This is a genomic window from Mesorhizobium sp. M0106, assembly GCF_040322715.1.
Lineage (GTDB): Bacteria > Pseudomonadota > Alphaproteobacteria > Rhizobiales > Rhizobiaceae > Mesorhizobium.
The window spans coordinates 211,605-225,236 of record NZ_JAMYUA010000003.1 but is presented as its reverse complement, the minus strand read 5'-3'; the positions used below and the strand labels follow the sequence as shown (position 1 = coordinate 225,236).

The window sequence follows — 13,632 nt, the reverse complement described above, 5'->3', positions numbered from 1 at the left end:
TCTTCATAGGCTTCAGATACTCAAGGCCAGGCCAGGGTACCCTCGTTATTCCTGGCGGTACGCTGCAGCAACCGTGAATCCGACCCCTTGGCGCTGACGCGGAGCCGTTCTCAGGCTGCCAAAAGTGCCCCGGCGGGACTGGGGGATGCCGCAGAATGGGCCGGCGGTTCGCAGCCGGTCTTTTGCTTCCCGCCGCGGCATTCCTTTCCCACCTAAACAACCAAGCCTGACCGGTGTGAGGTCGACCATGCTAGGAGACGACGAGCGCCCAGCCACTAGGCGCTAGACGGCCCTGATCAGCCGGAGCAGAGAAAGCGCTTCGAAAAAGGTTCCCTTGCGAAAGGCGAGATAGGTCGGCTCTTCGACACCATGGAACCGGCGCTTGAAGGCCGCCTGGCCCCGCAGATTGAAGCGGGTGCGATTGACCCAGGGGGAGTCATAGGCACGCTGGAAGGCGTGCCGCCAGAAATCGCTTTCGGCAAACCCGCTAGGTCCGATTTCGACAAGCGGCGACAGGCCTAGGGTGACGACGGAAACACCTTCATCGCGAAAGCGGTCGACCGCGAATTTGGTCAGGCCGATCTCGGCATGCGCCGAGGCATCGATGTGCTTGCGCTTGAACGAGGTGGTGTAGCCGATGACCTTGCCGTCGCTGAACAGCGGATCGAAATCCAGCAAGGCCACGAGCTCCCCATCCGGACCGTGCAGGACGAAACGGCGCATATCGACGCCAAGGTGATCGGCAAACGGCCTGTTGAGAAATCTCATCTCCCAGCGCTTGACGATGCGGTCGCCCCGCCAATTCTGGGAGAGCCTGGCAATCTCGTCGAGGAAGACAGTCCCGTTGTCCTCCGCGAAGGAAAAACCCTTCTTCAAGAGCCAGCGTTCGGAATAGCGCACTGTCTCATTGCGCTTTCCGGAAAAGTCGTGTCTGGGCAGGACAAGCCTGGTGTCGACGCCGAGGCGGTTGACCTGATAGCCAAGCCCGGCAAGCACGCGCGCCGTCTGGTCGCCGATCTGCACGAACCACGGGCTGCCGGCAACCTCGATGAAACGTCTGATATAGTCGCGCCGATCGGCCGGGGCAGCCACTGGATCACCGAGCGCGAAATGATGTCGCGTTTTGCTGCCGTAAGCGATGTAGCCCTGGGCATCGCCGAAGTAGTGAAGCCCCTTCTGCACGGCGGTCGAATAGGCAAGGGAAAAATCACCATGGCGACGGACCAGCGCCAGGCGCTCGACATGGTTCAGCTGCAGCCGCGGTATTTTAGGCCCGCGGTTCTCCAGGAAACGATCGAGGCGTCTTCGCAGTGACGGCATGGTCGACTTTCGCGTGCCGGCTAGGCCGATGAAAGAGCTGACGGACCCAAAAAACCGATCATATTGCCGCGAGCTGATCCTTATCTCAGCGCGGCATGTTTACCCGGCCGGAGCCGCCAGATTCGTAGGCGCAATCTGCCCCGGTCCCGCCCCCAGGCGGCAACACCCATTGTTGTCGACGCCCCGCGCCTGACGGCTGGTTGCTGCGCCCTTGGCGACACGAAAATCAATGCCACTTTCGGAAGCGCCCAGGTCACCTGCCAAACACGATGTTCTTATCGAACGGCGCTCTGAGAAGATTCCGCTTGATCGGAAGCCAGGAACTCGTCGCGTTCTGCTATCCACAAATCGGCGTAGTCGACATTCTGCCATTCGGCAAACCACGGGCCGCCGCTGGTATAGTGGACCGCCTTAGGTGTGCCGACCGCAGGCTTTTCATTCCAACCTTCGAGCCAATTCCACTCTACCGGCAATGAGCCCAAATCTTTGTCGGCAACCCACTGCATTCGGTGAAGATAGGCGCCACTTTCCTGATTCACGACCTCTGGCGTGAGCGATCTGACCGAAGGATGCGCGCAATTGAACAGCATCAGCGACGACCAGTTTTTCCGAGGATAGGACGTCTGGACCACACCATCCATCTTGGTTGTGGCCTTCGGCGTATAGTCATGCTGGACGCAATAGACCGCCTTGTCCGAGTCCGTATATTTCAGCAGGCCTGCGACGTCACCAAGCCACAGGAAATCACAATCGCAAAACAGGGCCCAACCCGTGTAGTCGGCGAGAAAGGGCGTGAGGAAGCGCGTGTAGGTGAACTCCGTTGAGGCGAGCGGATCTTTTTCCCGCCAATAGAGCCCGCGGGCACGCATCTCGTCCTGTTTGATCGGAATGACGGAGACAGGCGCCGACGCATGTTTGAGCAGCGAGTGTCGCGCGACGTCGTACGCGATCGGCTCACGGCTGTCCCATCCGATAAATACCCTAAACGCATCAGTCATATTCACTACCCTGGCTTTCGATTTTTACGGTCGTACACTAACTAGTTGGCGATGGCTCGGCAACAATTGCGGTCAACCAAGCCGGTTTCTCACAGATTTGTCCTGGCCTCAGCATTGCTTTTTTGGGTGGACCGGGCCTCGCATTCCCAATGCGACACGGGCCCATTTCTGATAGGTGTAGCTGGCCGAATACGCGGCCACCATCGCACCAATGGAACCGTCCAGAAATCCCAGCCGGAAAATATAGCTGCGCACATAGGCCCAGACCGAGCGCAAAACCGCCTTGCCTATCGAGCTTTTTTTGCCCTCGGCAAGCAGTTGCGCGGCGGACGCTTCTGCGTACCGGCCGATCTTGTCGTGGGCATCTGCCAAGTCGGTAATGGAATCGTGCTCGATCGGCTGGGACAATCGGCTGACCTTCCCGTTCACCAATACCTTCTCGTGCACGGTGTCGTCGCTGAACCGCCCGGAGCGGCGACGGAAGAGCCTGAGCACCAGATCGGGCGACCAGCCGCTATGGCGGACAATGTGCCCGCAAAAGCGCGATCTTCTCGGTATTTCGAAGCCGTCATTGGCTTTTGGGTCGGCGATTGCGGCCCTTATTTCCGCGCCGAGCGGCGCCTCCACCCACTCATCGGCATCAAGCGAGAGGATCCAATCCCCCGTTGCCGCGGCCAGCGCACGGTTTTTTTGCGCGCCGAAACCGGGCCAATCAACGGTCATCAGGACCTTGGCCCCCAGAGCACCGGCAATCTCCCTGGTCCTGTCGCTGCTGTTGTTGTCGAGAACGACGATCTCATCGGCAAAATGGACCGACCGAAGGCATTGCGCGATGGATGCCTCCTCGTTGCGGGTGATGATAATGACCGAGAGCGCCGGCACGGTCAGAATGCTCCGGCATCAAAGCTGCCACTGTCATTCGAATGCATCTGCAGCATCGGCTCCCGGCCCGTTAGCACACTGAGGGTACTAACCTAATTCAACAAAGTCGAAAATCATTTCAGATCAAGGCTTTCATAAAGCGCCATCATTCGCTTGATCATGACATTGAAATCATAGTGTTCGGCCGCCGCTCTCACCCGGGCCGCGGTGTCAGGTCGTGACGACAACCGCAGCGCGTGCGCGAGCGCTGCAGCGAGGTCGCTTTCGCTGGCCGCATCGCAAACGAGCGTCGGCTCGAACCGCTCGACAAGCTCGCGCGCTCCACAGCCGGTGCTTACCACGGCGGGCAAGCCGCTGGCCATCGCTTCGATGACCACTGTGCCGAAAGGATCATAGATGGAAGGCAGCACGGCAATATCGGCCGCGCCGTACCACGGCAGCATGTCTTTCTGCGGCCCCAGCATCTTGAGCCGTGCGCCGAGACCGAGCCTGTCACCGGCCTGCCTGAAGGCGTTGGCGCGCGAATCATGGCCGATGACCCACAATTCAGGCTCGCCATCGAGCCTGGCGACCGCCTTCATCAGTGCAAGAAGTCCTTTTCGCGCAAAGCCCGAGCCGACAAACAGGACGACCGGCCTGTTTTCGTCGACGTCGAGCCGCGCGCGGATTGTCGCCCGATGCTGCTGGCGCAGCTGCGGGTTGAAGCGGTCGAGATCCACCCCGTTGGGAATATGGTGTACATTTTCCGCCGGATAATCGTAGTGACGGACAATGTCCTCTGCCACCATCTTCGAAATGGCAATGACAGCTTTGAGCCTCGGGCTGGCGTAGGTTGCGCGCTCGAGGCGCAGCGTCTGGCGGTGAAAGGGGCTCAGCGCCATTGCCGCCCTGCCAAGCCGCGTCTCGAAACGCCGCCGCTCGGCAAGATAGGCGGCATGAACGCCCTCCCCGGCCCGGAAGACATCGCAGCACGGGAGACGATCGTTGCTCTGCACCAGTGCCGGCGGCATCTCGGCGATCTTGCGGCAGGCGGCTTGAGCAAAGGACGTCGCCCGCAGCGAACGCGGAAACCGGCGGCCGGCACAATGGATGAACTCGATGCCTTCATAACGCGGCCAGTCGCCGGACAGCACGGCCACCCGCCGCTGACGCGCGGCGAATGCGGCCATGATGTTTTCCAACATGATCTCGCCGCCACCGAAAGGCGCATAACGCTGGCGCACGAACAGGAGCGGCCTGTCGAATTGATTTTCGGTGCCACGAATGCCGGCGTGCATGGGCTCTGGGCTCCGGCCTTGTTGCCATCTGACGATGTCTATAGAGGCCAGCTCGCATCGGCAACACTTGGAAAGCTCACCCGCCGGAACTCAGAACAGGCCTGTGTCCATTGTCCGCAACTGCTTGCGATTTGCCTAACGGTGCTGCATGTAGAAATTAACTGCAAACAGCGGATCAGCGCCAGCTCCAGCCGGGCGGTGACCGCCATGAGGGGAATCGATGGCTTGAGCAAAGCAACCTGGCCCGCCATTGTCCGCCGGACGATTACCGACACCGCCATATATCGGCTGAGACACACTTTCGGAAGACGGGCAGAAGTGTCATCGCTGCGGCCGATAACGCCCCTTAAAGCGAATGACCTGCCTTTGATCCTCGTCATCCGCAACGAGGCGGACAGGCTACGCCCGTTCCTGAAGCACTATCGCGAACTCGGCGTCACCAGATTCGCCGTCCTCGATGATCGCTCGACAGACGGAACAGCTGAGCTTCTGGCCGAGCAGCCAGATGTCGATCTATTCAGCTCGCCGATCACCTATTCACAGTCGGACCTGGGAAACCTTTGGCGTCAGCGGATTGTGCAGATCTATGGTCAGCCTCGCTGGTATCTAACCGTGGATGCGGACGAATATCTTGTCTATGACGGTATGGATCAGCATCCGCTCGGTGCGATGGCCGACTGGCTCAAGCGGCGCGGAATGACACGCCTGCTGGCGCCGATGATCGACATGTATCCGAGCGGAAACATCTGGGACGTACCCTTCGATCCCATCGTGCCGCCATGGCAAGTTGCGGACCATTTCGACGGCAGCGGCTATGAGGTGACGAGGAGCCCCCGGCATCTCAAGATCACAGGCGGCCCGAGAACCCGGCTTTTCGCCAGGCAGCACAAGTTGACCAAGTTTCCTCTGATATATGTTGATCGCCAGACGATTTTTACGTCGATTCACTCACCGCTGCCCTACTGGCGAAACTATATAAAGGGATTGGCTGGCCTGCTTCATTTCAAGTTCTTCGCCGATTTCAACGACAAGGCGCAGGTCGCGGTGGCGGAAGGTCAGTATTGGAACGGCGCTTCCAAATATCGCCAGTATCATGAGGTATCGAGCGGTAAAGCCGCTCTCAGCGCGATGAGCGAACAGTCAATGCTGTACGAAGGAGCTCACAGCCTGTTCAAAACGGGTTTGATCGACAAAATTGATTGGTAGACGGCATTTCAAGCAGATGCCGATCATGCATAACCGAATGCTTTCATAAGCTGGGCACCTCGTCCTTGTACCAGGTCCTGTAGCTCGGCGTTTCCAAGTTCGGAGCGCCATCTTCCGCTCCCGTCATAGATCGGCTGATTGACCTGTTGGTTCCGGAGCACCGCATGTGGCGTCTCGCCGCTGGCGTCGGTCGGCTTGAACCACTGCTGCGGGTTCTTGTGATAGTCGAGGAGATCCGGGCTGAAGGTTACATCGAGAAAGCCGCATATCTGCTCGACGACTTTGGCCGGATTCTCGACCAGGTCCTCATAGCGATAGATCAGCACATCCGGCTTTCCCCGTTCCGCAAGAACCAGCGCATTGTCGTTGATCCAGCGGTCGAGAGCCTCCGCTGGGTCGCCAAGTCGTTTGATCAGGGACGCTACGACGTCGCGCCCATCTCGCACCGGCATGACGAAACGCGCGCCGGGCACGAGCCGGCGAATGCGGGCGACACGGCGGATATGCCGCGGTGTTTTTTCAAGCAGCACGTTCTTTCCAGCATCGAGCGCCGCCCGCTTCAGTTTCCAGAAGCGGAACATGGCCAGTGGCGTCCACTTGAAGAAAATGTTGGTTTCCTGGAGCGGCAGGTAGACGTCGGGATGCGACGCAAGGATCGTCGCAATCAACGTCGTCCCGCTATGGCCGCAGCCGCAAATGAATCCGGTCCGCATCACCATGTCGGCAATGCTCCCTAACCCAAGGCGACCCGGGCGCGGTTATCGACGCGAGCGTAGCACAAGCCGTTCGTGCTAAAAACCTTGTCCAGCTTCTCCCAATATTCGAACTTAGCCAACTGCTCGTCACAAAAGGCCACGTCGTCCTCGGAAAGATATTCGCCGTAACCGCCTATCTTGCCCTTGCGCACCTTGAAGCTTTCGGGATCATTCGCATCGCGCGGCTGTAGTATCTTGCCGTATCGATCGGACAGATCACCGGTCGATTCACTCACTTTCATCTTGTCGAACGTTCGGTTGTTCGCCACCTCGACAAGCGTCCGATCGTCAGCCTGCTGGTTCAGGAATCCAAGGATCGCGCGAAGGACACCAGCCGTATCCCGATGCATATCTTCATATTGAAGATACCGGATTTCGCGCATCCGGGGCATGGCCGCGAACCAATGCAGATTAAATCTGATGATCTTTTCAACCCCATGATTGTCGCTTCTGATAAAATCGCTGAACGATCCCGCTGGAAGCATGTGGCGCTTCTGAACCTGAAAGTACCCTGAGACCACCGTATCTCTTGGATCGCGAACAAGCATTATTGTTCTTCTCTTCTTGTATCGAGATTTATTCTCCTTTAGGCCCGATATCGGTCGAAGTAACTTGTGGTCGGTTCCGTCGTGAATGTATTGAACTTCAACTCCGAGATCGTCCAGCATGACACGTAGCCACGTGCGCCCCGATTTTGGAAAGGATACGATAAGAGGAAGAGGCGGCGCTTTGGCCTGGAAAAATTTTAGAAAGGACATGTTTAGAAAGGACATGGAGAGACCTCCTTTAGATTATCAGAGCTGGCGCCCGAACCGCTGCCGGCCAGACCAACCCCATTACTGGGCGCCTAAGCCTACGGCTGATTCGAACACAAGGCAGAAATGCCGGCAAGAATTGCGATCCTCTGCGGGGCGAATTGGCCTTTACTATATCCCGGTTCGGAATGCCTTATGTTTTTTGGCCTGTTGCGACGACTGTTCGACGCGGGCGCTCCGTTCCGCGATCCGGCGGCCGAATCCTTAATGCGCATCGCGTCGAAGCGTATTCAGTGACGCGCTTTCGGACGACATGCATTAGCCACTTACTTTTGTGATCCATGGCGCCAGGATGGCCTCGGCCTCGCCCATCACCACGGACCAGGGGCGTTCCCGTTTCGAGACCAGCACGGCCGATGGATAGTAGGGCGTGCGGTCGCCCTCGACCGGCCAGGAGCGTTTGAAGCCGTCGCCCAGAATGAAAACCGAGGGGATGCCGAGCGCGCCGGCCAGATGCGCTCCGGTATTGCTGATGGTCACCACGGCGTCCATCGCGGCAACCTGCGCGGCGAAAAGATCCATGTCGACGAGCTGATCGACCGATCTGTCATGAAGAATGCGCTCCGGCTCACCGTCGGTCAGGATCTTCAGATCGGTCTCGATCTGGCCGTACTGCAGCGAGACGAACCGGAGGTCCGGTCGGCCGATCAGGTTTCGCCAGGCGGCAAGCGGCGGCAGGTCTTTGCCGGGATTGGAGCTGCCCCATGCGATACCGACCAACGGCCGTCCTTCCTTCCGGTAGCGGGCGCGAAGTTCAGCGACCCGGGCCGGATCCGGCTTAAGGGGCACGAAATGCTCGCGGATCGTCGCCTCGTCGGTTTCGAAAACGGCAGTCAGATGCTGGACGCCGGCGAAGGCCTGCGCCTCGCCATAGGCAGCCTTGCCGTCAGCGCCGACCGGCCGCACATCGGCGGTCGGAAAAGTGCGCTGAAAGAGCGGTACCAGGCGGCGCTCGACCAGGACGATCGAACGGGCGGCGCGCCCCAGCGCACAGCCGACGGAACTCGCATGATGGATCGCGGTGGCCAGACCCTGCTTTTCGGTTTCCATCAGATCGATCAGCAGTGTCTGGCCCGAAATATCCTGGCCCAGCCACTCGCCATCGACGCGGCCGTTGACGATGTGGCGTCGTGCAATCCTGAGTTCGGCGGCTGCGCCATAAGCGCCCATCCGCATCAGCGCCTTGCTGAGCTCGTCGATCAGGTGGACCTCGCCCCTCGACTTCGCAATGGATCCAAGAGCCAGGGCTTTCGGCAGTGCCGCCGGCCAATCGCGGGACTCGACGCTTCGCCGATAATCCGCCATCTGATCGGCAATGTCGCCGTCGCGCCAGCGAAGGAAGAGCTGCCGGCGGTGACGTCGGAACCAGACCTTGTATTTGTAGCCTGCAAGCGCGACAGCGCGGCGCAACCGGCCGAGAAGTAGGCTACCTTCCATCGCCAGCTCCGCTGATGATTTGCATGACCCGTCCGCCTGCTTCCTGCACTGCCGACGCCCAGGCTCGGCCGCCTTTTCGGGCCAGTCGAACGCTCGGATATGCGGCGACGGTCTCGCCGAAGGCAGGCCAGGATAGTCGAAACCCGTCGTCGAGCATGACAATCGTCGGCACGCCGAGCGCTCCGGCCAGGTTGGCGCCGGTATTGCTGATCGTCACCACCGCGTCGAGCGCCGCAATTTGCGCGGCAAAGCGGTCCATGTCCGTCAACTGGTCGACGGAAGCGTCATGGATGATGCGCCCCGGCGCGTGGCGCTCGAACTCGGAGAGGGCCGGCCCGACATCGCCATATTGCAAGCTGACGAGGCGCCCCGGCAGGCTGCTGAACAGCGTCCGCCAATCGTCCAGGGCCGGCAGATCCTTGCTCTTGTTGAGGCTTCCCCAGGCAAATCCGATCAGGGGACCTGGGCCGCCATCGAGATAGGTACCGCGCAGCTCGGCAACCAGTCGGCGGTCCGGCTCCAGCGGAACGAAGGGCGCGCGTGCCGCCGGGTCGTCCGGCCAGAAATGCTTTGCGAGTGTCTCGAAACCGGCAACGACATCGGCGTCCACCGCCGCCATGTCCTCTTCCCCTTCAATCCTGACATCGAGCGCAGGATATGTTCTGCGATAAAGCGGTGCCAGTCGCGGCTCGACGAAGACGATGCATCGACCGGCAGCCGCAGCTGCTGGACCAAGCAAAGACGCGAACTGGAAAAAGATCGCCAGGTCGCCTTCGCGACGATCGACGAGAAGCGTGCGACCCGCAAGATCACTGCCATCCCAATCGGGTCTGCCGCGCTGCTTGCTCGCCGCCATCAACTGCCAGATGCGATTTCCTCCGTCGAGACGCCTCAGTCCGCGCCCCGCTTTCTTGATCAGGCCGAGATCGCCAAGCTGCTCACCAAGCGCGCCAAGCGCCAGTGCATGGTCGCGAGCAGTTTGCCAGTCACCACGCTGCACGCTTTCCTCCATCAGCCTCATATGCCTTTCGGCACTTTCGTCGGTGTGGCGCGAAGGACGTCTAAGAAGTTCCTTTGCCCGCTCGAGAACCTTCTGCAGCCGCTTGCCGACGGCGCCTTGCGGGCGCAGGTCGGCGGTTTTTGCCTTCTGAAGGATGGTTCGTCTGTTCTGCACGGCGATGTTCTATCGTCCCCGGGGAGCGTCGGAAAGCGTCGTCAGGATCGACGAGAGCCGCCGGCCGGCCTCGTCGAGCACCAGCGACCAAGGGCGCCCCTCCTTGCGAATGACAATGCCCTTCGGATACCAGGGTGTCCGGTCGCCGGTCACTGGCCATGCCGTCTGAAAATTATCGTCGATGAGGAAAACAGTCGGCACGCCAAGGGCTCCGGCAAGATGGGCCGCCGTATTGCTGATCGTCACGACAGCATCGAGTGCGGCGAGCTGTGCGGCAAAACGGTCCATGTCGACCATCTGGTCGACGCTGTCGTCAAAGATCAGACGCGCGTCGTTGCCGTTGCGAAGGCGCCGCAACGCCGGCTTGATCTGTCCGTACTGGAGCGAAACGAATGTCGCTTGTGTCTGGGCGATGAACCGTGCCCATTCAGAAAAATCAGGCACGTCCTTGGTGTGGGATTTGCTGCCCCAGGAGAGACCTGCCAGCGGCAGATCCGTCATCGAGCGATAGCGCTTGCGGAATGTCTCGACGAGTTCAGGATCTGCCCGCAGCGGCACGAAGTCGGCAGCAAGTTTTTCGGCATCGCGTCCGAACACCCAGGCGAGATCTTCGAACGTCGCACGTTTGTTGCCGACCACATCCTGCAGCGCCGGGACCACGGTCGCCTTCGGGAACGTTCGCTGCAGAATTGATACCAGGCGCGGCTCGACCCGAATTGTTGCGCTTTGCGCATAGGCAGCGGCAGCGCCGGCCAGTCGCGCGTGGCGGATAACCCGGCCAAGGCTGCGCGGGTCATCCTCCACAAGATCGATCAGCAGTGTATCCGATCCGAGATTCTCGCCGGTCCACTCGTTGGCGCTTTTCCCTTTCCGCAGCCGGCGAGCGGAAAGCCGAAGCTCAGCTGCCCGCGCAAAGTTGCCAAGGCGTTCGAAGGCCTGGCCCGCCTTCTGCATCAGCTCCGGGTCGCGATTATGATCGGCCGTGACAGCCATCTCGTTGGTACCGGCTTCAAGGCCTTTCCAGTCCCTGCGCACGATCAGGGCCTCAACCTTGGCCTGCAGCTCAAGAATGGAACGAGGCTGCTTGGGACTGAAAAACAACCTGCGCACCGCCTTTTTGTACCGGCGCACCTGAAGGCCCAGTCCACCAATCACATACCGGACATAGGAACCGTGATAAAAGCTGGTCATCGGCCTTCAGCGCAATACGCTCTGCCGCAGCTTTTTGCCGCTTTCGACCATCGGATCGGGCGTCTCCAGGTGGAATATCGAACGATATATCTCGCTGTGCTTGGCAAGCTGGTCATGCGTTCCAGCATCGACAAGCTGTCCGGCGTCAAACACGAGAATACGATCGGCCGCCTTGATTGTAGACAGCCTGTGCGCAATGCAGATCACCGTGCGCTGAAATGTGTTGTCGAAGGCTGCCTCCATAACCGCCCGTTCGTTTTCACCGTCAAGCGCGGATGTCGCTTCGTCATAGACGATTACCGCAGCATTCTTGAGCAGGGCGCGCGCGATGGCAACGCGTTGTTTCTGGCCGCCGGACAGGTTGGTGCCGCTTGGCCCGACAAGCGTGTCGAGCCCGTTTTCGAGCGCCGAAGCAAAGCTGGTGACCCGGGCGAGGTTCGCAGCGGACTCGATTTCCTGATCCGTGGCATTCGGGCGGCCGTCGCGAATGTTGTCGCGGATCGAGCCTTCGAACAGGAAGACGTCCTGGGATACCAGTGCGATGTTATCGCGAACGTCGGCCAGGCTGATCTTCGAAATGTCCTTTCCGTCGATCAGGATCCTGCCCTTGTCCGGCTCCATCAGGCGCAGGATCAGATTGACGATGGTGGTCTTGCCGGCGCCGGAGCGGCCGACGATCGCCAGCTTCTCACGAGGTCGCACGTCGAAGGAAACACCCTCGAGCGCGGGGCTGTTGCCGTCATAGGAAAAGGCCACATCTTCAAAGCGGATACCACCATCGACGTCGGTCAGACGCTCGCCCGCGATCGCGAGTCGCCGCTGCTCGGGCGTGTCGATCAAATCATACATCTGCTCGACGGCGACCATTTGCTTCTGGATGTCGACATTGACCCGGGCCAACCGCTTGGCAGGCTCATAGGCAAGCAGGAACGCGGTAATGAAGGCCATGAATTCGCCGGGCGTCTTGCCGTTGCCGAGGGTCTGCCAGCTGGCGTACATAACGAAAAGCCCGATGATCACGCCGCCGCCGGTCTCCATCAATGGGCTCATCAATGCTGACGTCCGATTGATCTGGATGCCACGTCTTTCCATCTTGCGGACGGCCTTTGCAAAGCTGGCGACGGCCTTGTCCTCGAGCTGGAAGGACTTGATGGTGCGGATGCCTTCGACGGCTTCCGTGCCGATCGACTGGACTTGTGCGGCCAATTCCGTCTCGCCCCTCGCCAGCGCCTTGAGCTTCCTGGTTATCGCGCCGACTGACAGGAACAGCATCGGCAGAACCGCCACGGATATCAGCGACATCACCGGGTCCTGCTTGACCATGACGCTGGCCAAGGCAATCAGGGTCAGCAGATCAGAGACGGCGCTGCTCGTGAGGGTGAGAATAACGGTCGCCCCGGCGCGCGCGTTGAACATGATTTTGGAGATGAATTTTGCCGGATGCTGGTTCGCGAAACGGCTGATGTCGAAATACACCATTCGGGAAAATTGCCGGTTTTGCAGGTCCGAAACGATAGCCCGGCGAATCTTTCCCGTGGTGATGGTCTGGCAGTAGGCAGCTATGCCCTTGACCAGGAAAATGCCGATGATGACGGCACTGATACCCGATACAGCGGCAGCGTCTCGCTCGACATAGATGGTGTTGATCATGACTTTCATGATCCAGGCCGCCGCGCCGGTCGCCGCAGCAGCGGCGATCGAGCACAGCAAACCTGTCACATACAGCATCTTGTGCGGCGGCAGATTTTCGCCAATCAGACGCTTGATCAGCGGATATGCTGGGGCCGTTGACACTCGTTTCTTTGTAATCATCTCGTCGCCGCCCGTTGCGATCCCGTCCGGTCTTCGCGTTATCTTGAAGCGCGAGACGGTTTCGATCACCTGTCTGTGGCTTCGTTCCCGACCGCAGTCAATGCCGAACCGGATCCTTGCACGTCATCGGCTTATGACCGTCGGTTCCTCGCATGCGAGCATAGCGGACCCCAGCCACGCGGCTCTTGCGCCATTCGTCGTCGGCCGCGCTATGCCTGGTCAGTGTTTCGCGAGGACCATGAGATGGCTTCCAAGAGGCGATGTGTGATTGCTTTTGATTGAAAAGCCCACATCCGAAAGCACCGCGATCATCTCCTTATCCTTGCCAGGAGGGACGCGGGCAACGATCGTTTGAGCACGCCCGGCGATGTCGCACAGCACGCGTCGCGCCTTGTCCGCGCCGAGGCTCCACTGCATGTGATGGTAGACCGCCAGCAGCATGACGATGTCGTACTGCGGTTGGAGAACATTTTGCAGCTTCCGGCTGCCAAGATCGAGACAATCGAACCGGCTTTGGACCGGACAACCCAGGAAGATCATCCTGGCCGTCTCGATATGCGGCTTGAGAATGTCGATCCCATGGATCGCACTCGGTCCTAGCTTGGATATCTCATAGGCGACAACACCCATGTTGCAGCCAACATCGAGAATGGATTTCCCGGCGTAGTCGACCTCTGCTGAGAATAGGCCGTCCAGTCTGTCGTCCCACGTTCCCTTGAATCTCTTTTGCTTATTTGACCACCACAAATCATTGTTCTCCAAAAA

General features: G+C 59.7%; 12 protein-coding genes. 1 reads left to right on the top strand and 11 read right to left on the bottom strand.

Annotated features, from left to right (window positions below; all coding sequences use genetic code 11):
- Positions 1-282 precede the first annotated feature (282 nt).
- The 4 genes from NKJ55_RS04600 to NKJ55_RS04585 all read right to left on the bottom strand — a co-directional run bounded on the left by NKJ55_RS04600 (position 283) and on the right by NKJ55_RS04585 (position 4,369).
- A complete protein-coding gene (locus NKJ55_RS04600; protein ID WP_352448863.1) occupies positions 283-1,320 on the bottom strand; it encodes a phosphatidylglycerol lysyltransferase domain-containing protein in 1,038 nt (345 codons plus the stop codon).
- Between the two features lie 275 nt (positions 1,321-1,595).
- A complete protein-coding gene (locus tag NKJ55_RS04595) occupies positions 1,596-2,318 on the bottom strand; it encodes a glycosyltransferase (RefSeq protein ID WP_352448862.1) in 723 nt (240 codons plus the stop codon).
- A gap of 108 nt (positions 2,319-2,426) precedes the next feature.
- Entirely contained in the window at positions 2,427-3,200 is a 774-nt protein-coding gene (locus NKJ55_RS04590; RefSeq protein ID WP_352448861.1) for a glycosyltransferase family 2 protein, read from the bottom strand.
- Positions 3,201-3,313: 113 nt separating this feature from the next.
- Positions 3,314-4,369: a glycosyltransferase family 4 protein gene (locus NKJ55_RS04585; protein ID WP_352448860.1), complete on the bottom strand. Its 1,056-nt coding sequence runs from the start codon at positions 4,367-4,369 to the stop codon at positions 3,314-3,316.
- Between NKJ55_RS04585 and NKJ55_RS04580 the strand changes: the two genes are divergently transcribed.
- Positions 4,286-5,683: a glycosyltransferase family 2 protein gene (locus NKJ55_RS04580; protein ID WP_352448859.1), complete on the top strand. Its 1,398-nt coding sequence runs from the start codon at positions 4,286-4,288 to the stop codon at positions 5,681-5,683. The genes NKJ55_RS04585 and NKJ55_RS04580 overlap by 84 nt on opposite strands.
- Before the next feature lie 23 nt (positions 5,684-5,706).
- Here NKJ55_RS04580 and NKJ55_RS04575 read toward each other — a convergent pair whose 3' ends face one another.
- The 7 genes from NKJ55_RS04575 to NKJ55_RS04545 all read right to left on the bottom strand — a co-directional run bounded on the left by NKJ55_RS04575 (position 5,707) and on the right by NKJ55_RS04545 (position 13,629).
- On the bottom strand, positions 5,707-6,402 hold the full coding sequence (locus tag NKJ55_RS04575) for a sulfotransferase family protein (protein ID WP_352448858.1): 696 nt from the start codon (positions 6,400-6,402) through the stop codon (positions 5,707-5,709).
- Between the two features lie 14 nt (positions 6,403-6,416).
- Positions 6,417-7,211: a sulfotransferase domain-containing protein gene (locus NKJ55_RS04570; RefSeq protein WP_352448857.1), complete on the bottom strand. Its 795-nt coding sequence runs from the start codon at positions 7,209-7,211 to the stop codon at positions 6,417-6,419.
- Positions 7,212-7,511: 300 nt separating this feature from the next.
- The gene (locus NKJ55_RS04565) at positions 7,512-8,690 is read right to left on the bottom strand and encodes a glycosyltransferase family 9 protein (protein WP_352448856.1); all 1,179 of its coding nucleotides are present in this window, start codon (positions 8,688-8,690) and stop codon (positions 7,512-7,514) included.
- Positions 8,680-9,864: a glycosyltransferase family 9 protein gene (locus NKJ55_RS04560; protein ID WP_352448855.1), complete on the bottom strand. Its 1,185-nt coding sequence runs from the start codon at positions 9,862-9,864 to the stop codon at positions 8,680-8,682. Before NKJ55_RS04560 ends, NKJ55_RS04565 begins: the two co-directional genes overlap by 11 nt.
- Positions 9,865-9,873: 9 nt before the next feature.
- Positions 9,874-11,055, bottom strand: a complete 1,182-nt coding sequence (locus tag NKJ55_RS04555) for a glycosyltransferase family 9 protein (protein WP_352448854.1) — start codon at positions 11,053-11,055, stop codon at positions 9,874-9,876.
- A gap of 6 nt (positions 11,056-11,061) precedes the next feature.
- Positions 11,062-12,849, bottom strand: a complete 1,788-nt coding sequence (locus NKJ55_RS04550) for an ABC transporter ATP-binding protein (protein WP_198023529.1) — start codon at positions 12,847-12,849, stop codon at positions 11,062-11,064.
- A 237-nt stretch (positions 12,850-13,086) separates the two neighbouring features.
- Positions 13,087-13,629 carry a class I SAM-dependent methyltransferase gene (locus tag NKJ55_RS04545; protein ID WP_352448853.1) on the bottom strand — a complete coding sequence of 181 codons (543 nt, stop codon included), beginning with the start codon at positions 13,627-13,629 and terminating at the stop codon, positions 13,087-13,089.
- Positions 13,630-13,632: the final 3 nt, after the last annotated feature.